This window comes from Haloferax prahovense DSM 18310 (genome assembly GCF_000336815.1).
Taxonomy (GTDB): Archaea; Halobacteriota; Halobacteria; order Halobacteriales; family Haloferacaceae; genus Haloferax; species Haloferax prahovense.
The window spans coordinates 104,967-122,003 of the sequence record NZ_AOLG01000058.1; the positions used below are offsets into that span (position 1 = coordinate 104,967).

The 17,037-nt window shown below is 67.1% G+C and carries 17 protein-coding genes; 7 read left to right on the forward strand and 10 right to left on the reverse strand.

The genetic code is table 11. The features are described 5' to 3' along the window. Nucleotides 1–22 precede the first annotated feature (22 nt). Nucleotides 23–1,495 (reverse strand): ABC transporter substrate-binding protein, encoded by a 1,473-nt coding sequence (locus C457_RS18990; RefSeq protein ID WP_083864327.1) that lies wholly within the window; start codon nucleotides 1,493–1,495, stop codon nucleotides 23–25. 128 nt (nucleotides 1,496–1,623) lie between these two features. Next, nucleotides 1,624–2,301, reverse strand: a complete 678-nt coding sequence (locus C457_RS18995; protein ID WP_008097201.1) for a glycerophosphodiester phosphodiesterase — start codon at nucleotides 2,299–2,301, stop codon at nucleotides 1,624–1,626. Between the two features lie 114 nt (nucleotides 2,302–2,415). Here C457_RS18995 and C457_RS19000 point away from each other — a divergent pair, with 114 nt between their 5' ends. Continuing rightward, complete coding sequence (locus tag C457_RS19000) at nucleotides 2,416–3,180, forward strand: inositol monophosphatase family protein (protein ID WP_008097202.1); 765 nt, start codon at nucleotides 2,416–2,418, stop codon at nucleotides 3,178–3,180. A 75-nt stretch (nucleotides 3,181–3,255) separates the two neighbouring features. Here the strand turns inward: C457_RS19000 and bioB are convergent, their stop codons facing one another. Further along, complete coding sequence (bioB, locus tag C457_RS19005) at nucleotides 3,256–4,314, reverse strand: biotin synthase BioB (RefSeq protein WP_008097204.1); 1,059 nt, start codon at nucleotides 4,312–4,314, stop codon at nucleotides 3,256–3,258. 141 nt (nucleotides 4,315–4,455) lie between these two features. Between bioB and C457_RS19010 the strand changes: the two genes are divergently transcribed. Beyond that, nucleotides 4,456–6,588 (forward strand): beta-glucosidase, encoded by a 2,133-nt coding sequence (locus C457_RS19010; RefSeq protein ID WP_008097206.1) that lies wholly within the window; start codon nucleotides 4,456–4,458, stop codon nucleotides 6,586–6,588. A 13-nt stretch (nucleotides 6,589–6,601) separates the two neighbouring features. On the opposite strand, the gene C457_RS19015 is transcribed toward C457_RS19010, so the two are convergent. The 3 genes from C457_RS19015 to C457_RS19025 form a co-directional block, all read right to left on the reverse strand. Then, a complete protein-coding gene (locus C457_RS19015; RefSeq protein WP_049913731.1) occupies nucleotides 6,602–6,940 on the reverse strand; it encodes an SHOCT domain-containing protein in 339 nt (112 codons plus the stop codon). A 56-nt stretch (nucleotides 6,941–6,996) separates the two neighbouring features. Further along, nucleotides 6,997–7,314, reverse strand: coding sequence for a hypothetical protein (locus C457_RS19020; RefSeq protein WP_008097209.1), 318 nt, complete (start codon nucleotides 7,312–7,314; stop codon nucleotides 6,997–6,999). Nucleotides 7,315–7,532: 218 nt separating this feature from the next. Next, nucleotides 7,533–8,132 (reverse strand): helix-turn-helix transcriptional regulator, encoded by a 600-nt coding sequence (locus C457_RS19025; protein ID WP_008097211.1) that lies wholly within the window; start codon nucleotides 8,130–8,132, stop codon nucleotides 7,533–7,535. Nucleotides 8,133–8,569: 437 nt separating this feature from the next. On the opposite strand from C457_RS19025, the gene C457_RS19035 reads away from it, so the two are divergent. The 3 genes from C457_RS19035 (at nucleotide 8,570) to C457_RS19045 (ending at nucleotide 11,976) form a co-directional block, all read left to right on the forward strand. After that, complete coding sequence (locus C457_RS19035; RefSeq protein WP_394295180.1) at nucleotides 8,570–10,660, forward strand: heavy metal translocating P-type ATPase; 2,091 nt, start codon at nucleotides 8,570–8,572, stop codon at nucleotides 10,658–10,660. A 192-nt stretch (nucleotides 10,661–10,852) separates the two neighbouring features. After that, entirely contained in the window at nucleotides 10,853–11,452 is a 600-nt protein-coding gene (locus C457_RS19040; RefSeq protein ID WP_008097214.1) for a phage tail protein, read from the forward strand. Beyond that, on the forward strand, nucleotides 11,449–11,976 hold the full coding sequence (locus C457_RS19045) for a phage tail protein (protein ID WP_008097215.1): 528 nt from the start codon (nucleotides 11,449–11,451) through the stop codon (nucleotides 11,974–11,976). The genes C457_RS19040 and C457_RS19045 overlap by 4 nt, the downstream gene beginning before the upstream one ends. Before the next feature lie 21 nt (nucleotides 11,977–11,997). Here the strand turns inward: C457_RS19045 and C457_RS19050 are convergent, their stop codons facing one another. After that, nucleotides 11,998–12,195, reverse strand: a complete 198-nt coding sequence (locus C457_RS19050) for a hypothetical protein (protein WP_008097216.1) — start codon at nucleotides 12,193–12,195, stop codon at nucleotides 11,998–12,000. 152 nt (nucleotides 12,196–12,347) lie between these two features. On the opposite strand from C457_RS19050, the gene C457_RS19055 reads away from it, so the two are divergent. Both C457_RS19055 and C457_RS19060 read left to right on the forward strand, forming a co-directional pair. Further along, entirely contained in the window at nucleotides 12,348–12,842 is a 495-nt protein-coding gene (locus C457_RS19055) for a TRAM domain-containing protein (RefSeq protein ID WP_008097217.1), read from the forward strand. 95 nt (nucleotides 12,843–12,937) lie between these two features. Further along, complete coding sequence (locus tag C457_RS19060) at nucleotides 12,938–13,387, forward strand: hypothetical protein (protein WP_008097218.1); 450 nt, start codon at nucleotides 12,938–12,940, stop codon at nucleotides 13,385–13,387. 118 nt (nucleotides 13,388–13,505) lie between these two features. Here the strand turns inward: C457_RS19060 and C457_RS19065 are convergent, their stop codons facing one another. From C457_RS19065 to C457_RS19075, 3 genes are all read right to left on the reverse strand, one after another. Continuing rightward, nucleotides 13,506–14,534, reverse strand: a complete 1,029-nt coding sequence (locus C457_RS19065) for a transcription initiation factor IIB (protein ID WP_008097219.1) — start codon at nucleotides 14,532–14,534, stop codon at nucleotides 13,506–13,508. A gap of 102 nt (nucleotides 14,535–14,636) precedes the next feature. Further along, nucleotides 14,637–15,809: an ABC transporter permease gene (locus C457_RS19070; RefSeq protein ID WP_008097220.1), complete on the reverse strand. Its 1,173-nt coding sequence runs from the start codon at nucleotides 15,807–15,809 to the stop codon at nucleotides 14,637–14,639. 22 nt (nucleotides 15,810–15,831) lie between these two features. Beyond that, on the reverse strand, nucleotides 15,832–17,028 hold the full coding sequence (locus tag C457_RS19075) for an ABC transporter permease (RefSeq protein WP_008097222.1): 1,197 nt from the start codon (nucleotides 17,026–17,028) through the stop codon (nucleotides 15,832–15,834). Nucleotides 17,029–17,037: the final 9 nt, after the last annotated feature.

The following is a 17,037-nucleotide window of genomic DNA, read 5'->3' on the forward strand; positions in this document are numbered from 1 at the left end:
GTAAATAACGTGTCGGGGGAGCCTACTCGCTCCCGTCGTAGTTGCCGTTGTAGCCGGCGAGCGCCTCGCCGACCTGCGTGTCCATCCGCGACAGCCCCTCCTCGACGCCGAGTTGGTCGTTGATGATGCTGACCGATATCTCCTCGTTGATGGACCGGGTCTTGGGGAAGACGCCCATCACCGCGCCGCGCGTCGCGGGCGTATCCTCGGTGTCCTGTAGCTGGTCGAACGCCGTGCTGAAGTTGGGGTTGTTCTCGAACCAGCCGTCGTTCGTGAGTCGGTCGATGGCGCTCTGCCGAACCGGGAAATAGCCGCTGTTGCGATGCCAGCGCGCCTGTTGTTCGGGCTGTGTGACGTAGGCGATGAACTCGCCCGCGGCCTGCTTCTTCTCGTCGGCGAGGGCGTCGGGAACCCACAGCGACCCCCCGCCGATGACGACGCCGGTGTTCGCGCCGTCGGGCGTCGGCAGGTAGCCGGAGCCGAGTTCGAAGCCGTTCTCCTTCGCGCCGGACTGCATCGAGACGATGTTCGACGTGGAATCCCACAGCATCGGCACCTTCTGGGTGAGAAACGCCTGTCGCGCCTCTCCCCACGCCTCGATGCCGGGGTTGAGATAGAGCCCGTCTTGGGCCATCTGCTTCCACCAGGAGTAGACGCTGCGCCCCGCCTCGGAGTTGAAGAACGTCTGGTCGGGTCGACCGTCGCGGCCGTTTTCCTGGTTCACGAGCACTTGGTCCTGCTTCGCGAACTGCTGTTCGATCTGCATCCACGTGTGGTTCGGCCAGCTGATTCCGCTCTCCATGTCGGTCTGGTCGACGATGGTCTGTGCGGCCTGCCGGACTTCCGCGAGGCTCCGCGGCGGGCTTTCGGGGTCGAGGCCGGCCGCCTCGAACGCGCTCTTGTTGTAGAGCATGATGGTGTTCGAGGAGTTGAACGGCATCGAGTTCAGCGTCCCGTCCATGCGGTAGTAGTTCAAGACCGACGGCAGGAAGTCGTCGAGGTCGATTTTGTCTTCGGGCAGAATCTCCTCGACTGGCGTGAACGAACCGCTGTCGAGCGCGAGTCGCGTCCCGACCTCGAATATCTGGACGATTCCCGGCGGGTCGCCAGCCCGCGACGCTTGCAGCGACTGATTGAGATTCTGTCGGTAACCGCCGTTGTTGACCGCCTCGATGGTGATTCCGTCGTGCTGCTGTGAGAACTCGCTGGCCATGTCTTCTAGCGTCTGGCCGAGTTCTCCCCCGAAGATATGCCAGAACGAGACGCTCACGTCTTGAGCGCCCGACGAGCCGGCCGTCGTTCCCGACTGTTCGGCGCTCCCGCCCCCGGTCTGGGTGGGTGAATCGCCTCCGCCGGAACAGCCCGCGAGTCCCGCGACACCGACGGCCCCCGCCGTTGCGAGGAATCCGCGCCGACTGGTTGTGCGTCCGATAGCTCGGTTCGTCATTTCGGCTCGCTCGCCGTCAGGGCCATTTTCAGGCATGTATCGGAACATATCTGGACATATAATTTAAATTTTACTATTATAACTCAAATAATTAGACATATGTTGTCCTCTGGTGTGACTCGTACCTCTCTGATTGGGGTATAAAAACCACGTCGGCATCGAGCGTCGAGTCGGAGTCACGGACACGGCCCCGTGGTGACGACGTCCCATCGGTCGACGGTGAGGGCGTCGACGCCGACCGACCGGAGAGTCGTCGCAGTCGATTCGTCGTCGACGGTCCACGCGTCGACGAGCAGGCCGGCGTCGTGCGCGCGCTCGACGAGGTCCGACGAGGTGCAGAGTTCGTGTTCGACGTGAACGAACTCGCAGCCCCGCTCGGCCGCCCACGCCAACTCCGCGGAAACGTCGTCGTGGAACGAGTAGCCGATATCAGCCGCTGACGGCGTCTCCAGGGCGATGCCGACCGCTTCGCGCGACGGGGACGAAAAGACGACCCGCTCGTCGAGTCGCTCGACGGCCGCTAAGGCGTCTTCGACGAGCCCCGGGTCACGGGTATCGAGGTTCATGCCGGTGCCCGCGGGCCACTCGTCGACCACCCGCTCGAAGCGCGGAATCGTCGCTTCCGACCCGCCGACTCGAAGCGCTGTGAGGTCGTCGACGGCGGTTTCGGCGAGTTTCCCCGAGACCGTCGTCAGCCGCGACAGGTCGTCGTCGTGAAACGCCACCAGTTCCCCCGAGCCACAGCGCATCACGTCCACCTCGACGAGGTCGACGTGGGGGGCAGACTGCTTGACCGCGGGAATCGTGTTCTCTGGATACTGGCCCGCACAGCCTCGATGCCCGATAGTGAGCATACGATACGTCACCGGCAACGACTTATCAACCGTGCTATGATAGCAACGTACTGAACAGATTACTATTGAGACAACATAGCAGTCACAATATACGAGTCCCGGCCAAGCCGGTGTATGGTTGACGACCGTTACCTGTGGACCGCGATTCGGGCGGCCGAGGTCGCCGGCGACGAGTTACGGGCCCGCTTCCGGTCGGGGTCTCGCGGGCGGTCTCGCGACCGCCCGGCGGACGAGGCCGCCGAAGAGCGCATCATCGACGTGATAGCAACCGCGTTTCCGGACGACAACGTCGTCTCCGAGGAGTGCTCTCCGGAGTTCCGCCCGAAGCCGCGTTGGGTCATCGACCCGCTCGACGGAACGGTCAATTTCCACAACGGCGTGCCGCACTTCTCCGTCTCTGTCATGTACGAGGGTTCGACACGGCCCGACGTCGGCGTCGTCAACTACGTTCCGGCGGACCAGCTGTACGTCGCAATCGAGGGCGAAGGCGCGTTCGTCAACGGGCGGAAGCTCTCGGTCTCGAACGCCGCGGAGCTATCGGACGCGCTTGTCGTGACCGGATTCGACTCGCTGGCCCGAGCGAACGGCGACGGCGCGTATCTCGAAGCGCTCTGCGAGTCGACGCGAGGTGTTCGCCGGATGGGATCGGCCGCCGCGGAGTTGGCGCTCGTCGCCGCCGGCCGCTTCGACGTGTACTTCGAGCAGAACCTCGATATGTGGGACACGAGAACTGGCCCGCTCCTCGTCCGCGAGGCCGGCGGCGAGGTGACGCACGTCGAAGCGATAGACGATGTGACCGGCGACACCGTCGTCGCGTCCAATCAGGCGCTCCACCGGCAGGTCATCTCGCTCATGTCTCGGCACAGCGCCCTCGGGTGAGTGACGCGTCTCGGACTGGTGGTTTGGACGTTTGGCAGCCCGGCAGTTTGGCGGTTCGGCGGTTCGCCAGCACTCTCAGCCGTCTCTCGCCTCCCGCCGTTTGACGGCCTCCGGGTCGAAGTCGTTGACCGAGCGGTTCGGTTCGAGGCCCGCCCGCTCGACGACCTCGATGTCGGCCGCCGGCGACTGGCCGTCGGTCGTCAGGTAGTCGCCGGTGAGGACGCCGTCCGCGCCGGCCTCGAACGGCAGGTGTTGCTCGTCGGGCGCGAGATTCGCCTCCCGGCCGCCGGTCAAGCGGACGCGCGCGTCGGGGTGGAGCAGTCGGTAGACTGCGACGGTCTTGACGAGTTCCGTCGTCGTGATGTCGGCGTGGTCGGCGTCGCCGAGCGGCGTCCCGGGGACGGGGTTGAGCACGTTCACCGGGAGCGACTCGACGCCGATTCTCTGGAGTTCGATAGCGGCGTCGACGCGGTCGGCCGGCGTCTCGCCCATTCCGAGGATGACGCCGGCACAGAGGTCCATTCCCGCGTCTTTCGCCCGGCGGAGCGTCACGAGTCGGTCCTCGAAGTCGTGGGTTCCGACCACCTCGTCGAAGTACCGCGGCGAGGTCTCGATGTTGTGGTTGTAGTGGTTCACGCCCTCGTCGGCGAGGATTCGCGCTTCCTCCTCGGTGAGCAGGCCGAGCGAGGCGTCGATTTCGACGCTCGTCTCGTCGCGGACGAGTCGAATCGCCTCCAGCACGTCCGCCCACTCGTCGGGCCGGCGCTCCTTCGAGACGCCCTTCTCGGCGACGACGATGCCGAACCGCTGTGCGCCGTCGCGTTCGGCCCGCCGCGCGGCGTCCAACACCGCCTCCGGTCCGAGAAAGCTGTGCGTTTCGACGCCGGTGTCGAAGTGCGCCGACTGCGCGCAGAAGCCGCAGTCCTCGGCGCAGTCACCGGCCTTGGCGTTGACGATGGAACAGGCGTCGACGGTCCCGTCGGAGCGGACGGAACGGACGTAGTCGGCCCCCGCCGCGAGGGGCTCGACCGGCTGCGCGATGAGCGCTACCCCGTCGGTCCGGTCGAGTTCCTCGCCGCCGAGCACTCGCCGCACCGCGTCGTCGACAGTCGGGTTTCCAGTCTCGTAAACCATATCTCATCTCTAAGTTGACGAGTTCAAAAACCTGTTGCCTCGTCGACATTCACTGTCCCGGTCGTCGACTCTCCGACAAGGTGCCTTCCCTGCTGGCATCACAACACTATTCGAGCCACTGGCGAAACTCGTACTAGTTCTATGGCTCTCTCGGATACCGACGTCTCCGACGTGGTCGACTCGCTCTCCCTCGACGAGAAGTGCTCGCTCGTGCGCGGTGCGGCGGACCCCGAGGGGACGGCGACGGGCTACGTCCCCGGCGTCCCCCGACTCGACATCCCCGAGCTTCGTCTCGCCGACGGGCCGCTCGGGATTCGTATCCCCGGTCGCTCGTCGACCGCCTTTCCGGCTTCTATCGCCGTGGCGTCGACGTTCGACCCCGAACTCGCGCGGCGACAGGGCGTCGCGATGGCCCGCGAGGCCAAAGCCAGCGGCCAGCACGCGGTTCTCGGTCCCGGGCTGAACCTCGTTCGCGTCCCCAACTGCGGGCGCAACTTCGAGTACTACTCCGAGGACCCGGTCGTGACGGCCGATTTCGCCGCCGCGGCCGTGGAGGGCCTCCAGTCAGAGGACGTCATCGCCACGCCGAAGCACTACGTCGCCAACAACCAGGAGACGAAGCGACTCGTCGTCAGCGCCGAGGTCGGCGAGCGGGCGCTCCGAGAGCTCTATCTCCCCGGATTCGAGGCGGCCGTCGAGGCCGGCGCGGGGTCGGTCATGACCGCGTACAACCGCGTCAACGGGACGCACATGAGCGACCACCGGCGGCTCGTCACCGAGGTACTGAAAGACGAGTGGGGCTTCGACGGCTACGTCGTCTCCGACTGGTTCGGAACCGCGAGCGCCGTCGGTGCGGCCACCGCCGGCCTCGACCTCGAAATGCCGGGTATCTCGCTCGAAGCGCTCCACGAGGCGTTCGGGATCGACCCCGACGCCGAGATGCTGGCGGAGGGCGACGACGAGAGCATCCCGGCCGGCGAGACCACGACGCCCAAGTTCGCGACCGAACTGAAACCGGCGGTCGAGTCCGGTGCGGTCCCGGCCGACCGCCTCGACGATATGGTCGCGCGAATCCTCGGGCAGATGGCCCGTATCGGCCTCCTCGACGGCGAGTGGGGCGACGGCGGCGCGCTCGACACGGCCGAACACCGCGACCTCGCCGCGACGCTCGCCGCCCGCGGCACCGTTCTCCTGAAGAACGACGACGGGGCACTTCCGCTTTCCGACGACGCCGACGTCGCGCTCGTCGGCCCCGGTGTCGCGGAGGCGATGCTCGGTGGCGGCGGCTCCTCCGAGGTCACCCCCGCCCGCGAGGTCTCGGCGCTCGAAGGAATCCGCGCCCGGACCGACGGCTCGGTCGCGTTCGAGCCCGGCGTCGAGCGCGTCGTCACGCCCTCGTTCTTCGACGGCGGGGACGCCGACTCCGATGGCGACGCCGAGGACTTCCCCGGCGGGAAGACGCCCGACGTTGACGCGGCGGCCGACTGCGCCCGCGAGGCCGACGTCGCGGTCGTCGTCGTCAGGGACGCGACCACGGAGGGCACGGACCGCGAGACGCTCCGACTCCCCGGCGGACAGGACGAACTCGTCGTGGCCGTCGCCGACGCCGCCGACCGGACCGTCGTCGTCGTCCAGTCCGGCGGCCCGGTCGAACTGCCGTGGCGCGACTCGGTCGACGCCATCGTCGAGTCGTGGTACCCCGGACAGGCCGACGGCGACGCGCTCGCGTCTGTCCTCTACGGCGACGCCGACCCAGCGGGCCGCCTCCCGGTCACGTTCGCGCCCGAGGGGTCGTATCCCGCGGCCTCCGAGGTACGATACCCCGGCGTCGACGACGAGGCGCGGTACGACGAGGGCGTCTTCGTCGGTTACCGACACTTCGACGCCGCCGACGCGGACGACGAGCCGACCTACCCCTTCGGCCACGGGCTCTCGTATGCGACCTTCGAGTACGGCGAGGCGGAGGTGCGCGGCGACGACGCAGTCGCGGTCGAGGTGACGAACGCGTCCGACCGCGACGGGAGAGAGGTCGTCCAGGTGTACGTCCGGCCGCCGACCGTCGCGGGCGTCGAGCGCCCGACGCGAGAACTCGCCGGCTACGCGGCCGTCGAACTCGCCGCCGGCGCGACCGAGACGGTCGAACTCACCCTGTCCGAGCACGCGTTCCGAAGATACGACGACTCCGAGGGGTGGACTGTCGACGCCGGCGACTACGTCATCGAGGTCGGTCGCTCGTCTCGCGACGTTCGAGCCGAGACGACGGTGTCACGATAGACTGCCGAACGAGCTATTCGGTGCGCTTCAACCGTTCGCGCCGCCGTTCGAACTCGTCGTCCGAGAGTTCGCCCCGCGCGTAGCGGGTTCGGAGGACCGACAGCGGCCGTTCGTTGGGTTCGGTCTCCCGCCGCTTCCCGAGGGCGAAGACGAGGTACAGCGGAACCGCGAGCAGTAGCCCCATCCAGAGGAGTCCCCAGAGGCCCATCCCGCCGCCGAAGAGCCCCCAGCCGCCACCCATCATGCCGCCGCCCATGGCGGCGGCCGTGCCGGTCGCCGCGACCAGTAGCGGGACCGCGAGCATCGCGAGTCGGCGAGCAGTACGTCCGAGGTGCGTGTCACATTGTGTCATATTTCGAATCGGTGAGTTGCGGTGTTCTGTCGAGGCGATTCAGCCGGTCAGAGCCGTCAGCAGTGGCCCTGCCCGTACATTCCGCCGTTCTGTCCGTACCTTCCGTGGTCGTGGTCGCCGTCAGCCATGTCCCGGGCCATCTCGTCGACGGTCACGCCCATGTGCGACTCCATCCACTCGACGCTCTCCGGTCCCATGTGTTCGGTCATCTGCGACTCCATCCATGCCGCCCACTCGGCGGCGGTTCCGCCGGCCGGGGCCGCGTCGTCGACAGCCGTTTCGTCGCCGTGTGCGCTGACCGCGGGCGCGGCGACCGCGAGTCCGACGATTGCGAGCACCGCGAGCAGCCAGCGGCCGAGTTTGACGTTGGTCATTGTGTTTCTCCTCGGTTGGTCGTAGGGTCGCTCCGGGGTTATCGGGATGGGTGTGAACCCTGCGCTGAGAGCGTTCGAGAACGTTTATACTGCGCTCTAATCGTTTTTCAGAAACGAGACCGTTCATCCGCGCCGAATTCGTCGGTGTCGGGTTTCTCCGCGTACTCTCCCGTACCGGTTCGGGCACCCCGCGGGAGAAGAGACGCCGCGGCGGTCGGCTACGGCGCTTGGTTCTGCTGTAACTCGTCGCTCGGATAGATTCGATACGTCCGCCCCTGTCGCTCGCGGTACAGCAACCCGCGTTTTTCGAGGGCGCTCACCGTCTGGCTCACCTTGCTCTTCGAGAAGTCAGAGCGGTCCCGGAGTTCTATCTGCGTGATACCGGGCGAGGTGAGAACCGGTTCGAGCACCCGGCGCTCGTCCTCCGGCAGGAGGTCCAGCACGTGAGTTCTCGGGTGCGACGCCGAGGGACTCGTTTCCTCCGATTCCTCGGCTTCCGCCGGCGGTTCGGACCGCTCTCGGTCGGTCGGATTCACCGTCTGGTCCTGAATGTGCTCGCTCGCGTCCGCACCGTCGAGCGCGTCTCGAACCGCGAGATACCCGCCGCCGATGACGGTCGCGGCGAGGACTGTCCCGAGGACGTACCACAGCGGGTTCGTTCCGTGAACGGCCCCCATCGACGTTCCCATATCCATCATCGAGCCCATCTGCTCGAACGCTTGCTGTCGCTGGTACGCCTGCCAACTGAGCGCCCCACCGATGAGAACGGTGCCAGCGACGAGCGCGCCGACGACCGCGTCGGCCCGTCGCCGATTCATCCGTCCCGCCTCGGTTCGCCGTGGTGCTCGTTCATGCACGGTGATTGGAGCGACACCGGTGTACCAGTTGTGATTGCCTCGTCCACTCCTGCGTGCGCTCGGTGGGGTCCGGGATGACCCGCGATGTTTTCGATTCCAAGATACCGACCGTCTCAGAGCCGATGTTTCGAAGGGAAAATCCGCATAAGGTCGGAGAGCGTACGTTTCTGTGTACGTCGGCGACTGTCTCCGTCGAGGGATACCCGCTGACCGTGAACAGAGAGCCGAAGTCGCGTGATACGATGCGCTTCTCGCGTCTGCGAGAACCTAGACGGTTCGAGGACCGCATGCCGCTCGACGACCGCCTCGCCGCCCGCTCCCGAATCTCCTTCGCCTGACCGCGCCGCGCTGTTTCAGGCTCCGGACAAGATACGGGGAACGGCACCACCCACCAATCCATGAGCACCCACCCAGACCACGACCACGACGCTTCGTCGCACCACCATCGCCAGGCTCACACCGACCATTCGGGCCACGAACAGATGTTTCGGCGGCGGTTCTGGGTGTCGCTCGCGCTGTCGTTGCCGGTCGTCTACTTCAGCGAGTTCGTCCAAGGTGTCTTCGGCTACACCGCACCGACGTTCCCCGGAAGCGTCTGGATTACGCCCGTCCTCTCTATCGTCGTCTTCGCCTACGGCGGTGTGCCGTTCCTCTCGATGGCTCGGACCGAACTGGAAAGCCGCGAACCGGGGATGATGATGCTCATCTCGCTGGCGATTACCGTCGCGTTCGTCTACTCGATTGCGAGCCTGTTCATCGAGGGGACGACGCCGTTTTTCTGGGAACTCGTCACGCTCATCGACGTCATGCTCCTCGGTCACTGGATGGAGATGCGGTCGGTCCGGCAGGCTTCCGGGGCGCTCGACGAACTGGCCAAACTCATGCCCGACACCGCCGAGCGCGTCACCGAGCGTGGAGACACAGAGGAAGTCCCCGTCTCCGCGCTCTCGGAAGGCGACGTCGTGCTCGCCCGGCCCGGCGCGTCGGTTCCCGCCGACGGCGAAGTCGTCGAAGGCGAGTCGTCGGTCGACGAGTCGATGATTACGGGCGAGTCCCGCCCCGTCGACAAGGACGCCGGTTCGGAGGTCATCGCCGGCACGGTCAATCAGGACGGGAGCCTCCGCGTGAGGGTCACGAAGACGGGAGACGAGACGGCGCTGGCGGGCATCATGCGTCTGGTCGAGGACGCCCAGCAGTCCAAATCCCGCACGCAACTCCTTGCGGACCGCGCGGCGGGGTGGCTGTTCTACGCCGCGCTCGCCGTCGCGGGAGTCACGGCGGTCGCGTGGGTTCTCGCGGTCGGGTTCAGCGTCGGCGTCCTCGAACGCGTCGTGACGGTTCTCGTCATCGCGTGTCCGCACGCGCTCGGTCTGGCGGTCCCGCTCGTGGTCGCAATCAACACCTCGACGGCCGCCCGGAACGGGATGCTCGTCCGCGACCGAATCGCCATGGAAGAAGCCAGACGCCTCGACACCGTCGTCTTCGACAAGACGGGCACGCTCACGAAGGGCGAACAGGGGGTCGTCGGCGTCGAGACCGCGGGCGACTGGGACGAGACGCGGGCGTTCGAGGTCGCCGCGGGCGTCGAGGGCGACTCGGAGCACATGATCGCCCGCGCGATTCGGAACGCCGCCGCCGACCGCGACGTTCGACGGGCCACGGTGTCGGACTTCGAGAACCTCCGCGGACTCGGCGTCCGGGCGACCGTCGACGTTCGACAGAGCGGCGCTCCGTCGAGCCAACCAGAACCCGAATCGGGTTCTGGTGACGGTGAGACGGTGCACCTCGGCGGCCCCAACCTGATAGACCAACTCGGTGTCGAGCGCCCCGACGACATCGCGTCGTTCGCCGACGAGGCCGGCTCGAACGCGCGGACCGTCATCTATCTGATTCACGACGAGTCGGAGGTCGTCGCGGCGTTCGCGCTCGCCGACGTCGTCCGCGAGGAGAGCCGGCGGGCCATCGAGGCGCTGCACGCGATGGGAATCGAGGTGGCGATGCTGACCGGCGACTCCGAGGACGTCGCGCGCGCCGTCTCTGCGGAACTCGGCATCGACCAGTATTTCGCGGAGGTCCTGCCCGAGGAGAAAGACACCAAAATAGCGCGGCTCCAGTCCGAGGGGAAACGGGTCGCGATGGTCGGTGACGGGGTCAACGACGCACCGGCGCTCGCGAGGGCGGACGTCGGCATCGCCATCGGCTCCGGCACCGACGTCGCCATCGAATCGGGCGATATCATCCTCGTCGACAACGACCCCGTAGACGTGGTTCGGCTCGTCAAGCTCTCGAAGGCGAGCTACCGAAAGATGCAGGAGAACCTCGTCTGGGCAACCGGCTACAACGTGTTCGCGCTCCCGCTCGCTGCCGGCGTCCTCGCGCCCGTCGGTATCCTCCTGTCGCCGGCGGTCGGCGCAGTGTTCATGTCCCTGTCGACGATTATCGTCGCTATCAACGCCCGCCGGCTCCGGGGCGTCGACCTCTCGGCCTGATGGGAGGCCGTCTGTGCTATAGCCTCCGGTTGACGGCTCGTACATATCTCCCATTCCGCGTGCTTTCACACGTAGGGTACACGTTCATTAGCCGCCGCGGCGAGTCACGATTGCCATGTTTTCACGTGACAATACTTCGCGGACCGCTGTGCCCCGGATGCCGGTGCTCGTCCTCATCGGAGGCCCCTAACGATGGTTGCCCGAACCGACCCGTACCGACAACTTCGGTTCGTGCTCGAAATCGAGGGACTCGTGACCGCCGGGTTCAGCCGCTGTGACCTCCCGTCTGCGACCTCGGCGGTCGTCGAGTACCGCGAAGGGGCAGACCAGCCGACGCCGCGGAAGCTTCCCGGACTGAACGAGTACGGGCCGCTCGTGCTCGAAGTCGGCGTGACCGACCGGTCGCTCGAACTGTCCGAGTGGCGGACGCTCGTCGAGCAGGGCAAGATGACCGAAGCCCGGCGCGACGCCGCGGTCGTGTTGCTGGACGCGACGGGCAACCCCGCCGCTCGCTGGGTCTTCCGCGAGGCGTGGCCTTCGCGGTACGACGCGCCCCGATTGGACGCGATGACCTCCGAAGTCGCCGTCGAACGCCTCGTCGTCGTCCACGAGGGATTCGCTCGCGTCGCGGTCGAAACCGGTGACGACGAGGACGACACCGAGAGCGACGGCGGCTCGACCCCGTCGCTCCCGGACCTCGACTTCCCGGTCGGCGAGGGACTGCCGCAGGGAATCGACGAACCGCGACTGAAGACGAGCCGCGCCGGCGACGAGGAGCCCGACGAGACGTGACCGCGGCTGAGTCGACTCCCTACGGTGCACACCGCTTTCGGGTTCGGTGCGACGCGCTCCCGAAACTGGGGTTCTCCGAGGTTCGCGGGCTCTCGGTGGCGGTCGAGTCCACGAACGGAGACGTGGCGCGGTCCGACTCGCCGCCGCCCGAGACCGACCGCCGCGACCGCCACGACCCCCGCGCGCGGAAGCGACCGGGTCCGCGACCGCGGCCTCCCTCGCCGTCGCGCCGAGCGACCAGTTCGCCGCCGCTCGAACTCCGCCGAGGCGTCACCGACGACCGGTCGCTGTGGGCGTGGTTCCGGTCGTGGGTCGACGGCGAGACGACCCCGCAGGACGTTCGCATCTGCCTGCTCGACGCGACCGGCGAACCGGTCCGCGGGTGGGTCTGCCGGGCGGCGACGCCGGTCAGGTGGACCGGGCCGCACCTCGTCGCCGACGCGGCCGCGGTGGCGACGGAGTCGCTCGAACTGAGCCACGAAGGAATCGACTCGCTCTCCGACCTCGACGAGTGCGCCGACTGAACTGGTGGTTGGCGCGCCGGTCTACCGGGCGGAGTCGCTCAACTGTCCTTTGGGGCCGCTGTCTTCCGGTTCCAGCACCGCCTCGTATTTACCGCGGTAGTACAGCCACCCGAAGACGAGCAGCGTCAGGGGAAAGAACACGAGGGCGACGAGCGCGGCCGGCGGGAACAGGACGAACAGCGCGAACGTCTGCCACGAAACGAGCGTGTCGCGTGCCATACTCGAAATTCAAACCACGTTGTCATGTGTCTTCGGGCGCGCCCGAGGTCCGTCGCAAGTCGGGTCTCGGTAGGTTCCACTGGTCTCTGTCGCCCGAGACGAGTGCGGTATTTTCACCACCTTTTATTTGGTTTGACGCGAAGTAGGGGGAAGTGACTGATATCTCAGATTCTCTTCGGCTCCTTTTCGAGACTTCGGTCGAGCGAGACGGCGACCGTTACGTGGTGTCGATTCCGAGCGAACTCGTCGAAAGCGGGTCGATTTCGACGGAGGAACTGTACCGCGTCGCGCTGTTGACGAGTCCGGGCACCGCGTCGACGACCGAGGTTTCGGCCGAACCGACGGCAGCGAAGACGACCGACGGCCGCGGCATCAGTTCGGACGGCGAGCGGGAACCGGAGGCCTCGGCGTCGGATTCCCGCGAGGCGCGTTCACAGCCGCGAAAACCGCCCGTCGCGGAGGGCGACGTCCGAGCCGTCATCATCGACACGCTCGGCGACCAGGGCGACGGCATCGCGAAGGTCGAACGCGGCTTCGTCATCATCGTCCCCGGCACGGAGCCCGGCGACCGCGTCGAGGTCGAAATCACCGACGTGAAACAGACCGTCGCGTTCGCGGAACCGGTCGACGGCGCGGGCGCCAACTGACCCGTCGAGACCGACCGCGGCTTTCGCCCCGCGGTGTTGGCATATTCCAACCGGGGCCCCATTAGGTTCCGAGCCGTAGCCGTCGGTACCACCGCATGTCCGAACGAACGCTCCGTCACGCCTCTTCTCCACGCGACGACACACGAACCGAGTCTCCCCGAGCCGACCGCCCGGCGTTCGAATCGAGCGTCGACGTCGACGCCGCCGCCGACGCTGACGGCGGCCCAGGCGCGCGGGCGCAGTCGACGCCCGCGAACCAATGGCGCCCGACCGTCCGACAGGGCATCGCGCTGTGGGCGCTTATCGCGGTCGGCTGGGCGGTCGTTCCCGCCGACCATCCGCTACAGATTGCCGTCGCCGTCAGCGGCGTGTACGCCTCGCTTCTCCTGCCGACGGCGCTCTACTTCGACTTCCGGGAGCGACGCCCCGAATCGAGCCTCCGGCGGGCAGTCCGCGGGACTGCGAGCGCGTTCGCCGCCCGCGCCCGCGGCGCTCTGCCGGGACGCGGCGGTGCGACTCGCTCGTCGTGCACGTGCAATCGCTGACGGGTCCGAGAACGTTACTGCGTCCTCGCGGCCGAGCCCGAACGGTTTGAACGCCCGGCTGAAAACGAAACGGACCGAATCGAAGAGAAAAGCGGCTTTTAGCGCCCGAAATCCCGCGTTACGCGGTCGAACCCACGGTCATCTCGCCCGACTTCTGGGTCGCTTCGAGGAGTTCGCGGTAGCGGTTCCTGATTGTCACTTCGCTGATGTCGGTCACCTCGCTCACCTCGGACTGCGTCAGTTCCTCGTCGGCGAGCAGCCCGCCGGCGTAGATGGCCGCCGCCGCGAGGCCGACGGGGCTCTTGCCGCTGTGGATACCCTGTCGCTTCGCGTTGTCGAGGAGCGACCGAGCGCGGCGCTCCACGTCGTCCGTCACGTCGAGTTCGGAGACGAACCGCGGGAGGTACTGCGCCGGGTCGGCCGGCTTCATGTCCAAGCCCAGCTCGCGGGAGACGTAGCGGTACGTCCGGGTGAGTTCCATCTTGTCGACGCGGGAGACGCGTCGGACCTCGTCGAGCGAGCGCGGGACGCCGGCCTGTCGGGCCGCGGCGTAGATGGCGGCCGTGGCGACGCCTTCGATGGAGCGGCCGGGGAGCAGGTCGTCGTCGAGGGCGCGGCGGTAGATGACCGAGGCGGTCTCGCGGACGGTGTCCGGAAGCCCGAGCGCCGAGCCCATCCGCTCGACCTCGCCGAGCGCCTGCTTGAGGTTGCGCTCCTTGGAGTCGCGGGTGCGGAACCGCTCGTTCCACGTGCGGAGCCGCTGCATCTTCTGACGCTGTCCCGACGACAGGGAGTTGCCGTAGGCGTCTTTGTTCTGCCAGCCGATGTTGGTCGACAGCCCCTTGTCGTGCATCATGTTCGTTGTCGGCGACCCGACGCGGGACTTCTGATCGCGCTCCGCGGCGTCGAACGCGCGCCACTCGGGGCCGCGGTCGATTTCGTCCTCGCGGAGGATTTCGCCCGTCTCGGGGTCGACCCACTCGCCGTGTTGCTCGTCGTAGACGAGGTCGGTCCGGTCTGCGACCGCCGCCTCGGACGACTCGGCCTCGTCTTCGTCGCGCTCGTCGCCGGACCGTCGGGCCTCTGGCTCCGCCGTCGGTGCCGACTCGTCCCGCATCGAACGCCAGTCGACGTGTTTCGTATCCATTGAGTATCGGTTTATTCTCTATCGAGGGTAATGGGCCCTCGGTTGGAATATGCCAAATACCTTCGATTCGAGGGGTGACGGCCGGAGAGCGATTCCGACCACTCAGCCCCGGAGCGCGTCGATAGGCCGCTCGTTCGCCGCCCGCCACGCGGGGTACGCGCCGGCGAGCAGGCTGGTCAGGATACCGAACCCGACCGCCCCGGCCAAGTACAGGAGCGCCGACTGCGTGAAGGCGAAGGGGTCGCCGAGGAACAGCGCGTTCGCCACCATCGCCACGACAACGGCGATAGCGAGCCCCACCGCCGATCCGAGCGCGCCCAGGAGCACCGCCTCGACGAGGAGAATCCGGACGATATCGCCTTTCCCGTAGCCGACCGCCCGCAGGACCCCGATCTCCTCGCGGCGCTTGATGACGGCCATCAGCATCGTGTTCGCAATCGAGACGCCGGCGACGAGAAGCGAGATGGAGCCGAGGCCCGCGAGGAACGCGTTGATTCCGTTCACGAGCGTCTTGAGCAGGCGGACGAGCGAGGTGAGTTCGAACACCAACAGCCTGTCTTTCCGGTCGTTGAAGCGGTCTCGGAGCGCCTCGGCGACGGCTTCGGCCCTGTCAGTCGACTCTGTCATCACCTGCACGCGACTGTACTGTCGGTCCCCAGTCTCCTCGATGGGGAGGTACAGCCGACTCCCGCCGAACGACTGGGTCTCGGCCAGCACGGCGACGACGCGGTAGGTGTGTTCGGTCTCGATCGTCCCGGTGGCCGTCTCCGTCTCGGAGACGAACGTGAGGCGCTCACCGAGTTCGACGCCACGGTCGGCCGCGAACTCGTGGGAGACGACGACGCTCTGCCGCCAGTTCAGGGGAATCTCTCCCCGCGCTATCTCGTGTGTCTTCCGGGGGTCGTCGACGTAAGTGACAGTCACCCCCTCGCGGGTGCCGTCGTCCGTTATCAGCTCCATATTCCCGGTCTGCGTCGCCACGACCGCGGCCGCCCCGACCGTCTCGTCTATCGCTTTGACGTCCTCTCTGTCGAAGTGCGACGCCTCCATGTCGGCCCCCGGCGAGACGTAGACGTTCGTCGCGCCCTGGGCTTGGATGCTCTGCAGTTGGCTCTGCTTGAACGCCGCGCCGCCCGCGCCGATTGCGCCGATTGCGACGACGCCGATGAGTATCGAGGCCGCCGCGAGTATCGACCGGACCTTCGCCCGCGAGATGTTCCGCCGGGCGATGACGAGCCGCGGGAACCGCCCGGCGATTCGGTGGCGCAGGCTCATCGTCTCTCGCCCCTCGTTCGCGTCATTCTAACGCCTCCACGGGCCGCTTGTTCGCGGACTTCCACGCGGGGTACACGCCGGCGAACAGCGACGTGAGAACGCCGAACAGCGCCCCGAGACCGACGTATCGAAGCCCCGCGGCCGTGAACGCCAGCGGGTCGCCGACGAGGAACTGGTTGAGCCCCATCCCGATGCCGAGCGCGAGCGGGACGCCGATTGCGGCACCGACGAGCCCGAGGATGGTCGCCTCGGCGAGAAGCAGGCTCACGACCGCCCGCTTGGGATAGCCGACCGCCCGCATGACGCCGATTTCGCGCTCGCGCTCTATCGCCGTCATCAACATCGTGTTCGCGATGGTGACCGCGGCGACGAGGAGCGAAATCGAGCCGACGCCGATGAGGAACTGGTTTATCATCTCGAACGTCTGACTGAAGCGCTCCCGCTGTTCTTGGACCTCCGAGACGGCGATGGTTCGCCTTCGGGTGTTGAACTCCGTTTCGAGGCTCTCGGCCGCCTCGTCTATCGACCCCGTCTGCGGGTCGACCCTGACGATGACCGAGCCGTACTTCGAATCGGAGTCTTCGAGCTGGCTGAGGCGGTCGAACGGGAGGAACACCGAGCGGTCGGCCTGTAGCTGGTCGGCGAACCCCTGCGGTTCGAGCACCGCAGCGACGCGGAACGTCCGCTCGAAGCTCCCGTTTATCGTCACCGTCAGCTGGTCGCCCGTCTCCACGTCGTTGTTGTCGGCGAACCGGGAGCCGACGACGACCTGCTGTCGCCAGCTATCGGGTATCGACCCCGATTGCGCCTCGTAGAACGTCCCGAGGGCCGCCAGTCCCTTCACCTGCGCCGAGGGGGAGGTCTCTCCCGACGACGTGCGGACGACGGTGTCCCAGCGCTCGATGACGGGGTGTACCGTCGCGCCCGAGGTCACCTGTCGCATTCGACTGACGTCCTTGTCCGAGATGCCGCCGACGATGTCCCCGTCGTCGTTCTGGTAGTAGACGGGGCTGACGGTGGCGGTCCCGCCGAACCCCTCGTACGCCTCCATCTGGTCCTGTTTGAACGCCTCGCCGCCCGCGCCGATGGTCCCGATGGCGACGACGCCGATGACGATGGCGACGACGGCCAGCGTGGTCCGCGCGGTGGCGCGCGACAGGTTTCGGCGGGCCAACACGACCGTCGGGAACCGGGCGGTCACCCGGCGGAGCCAACTCACGGGGACGCA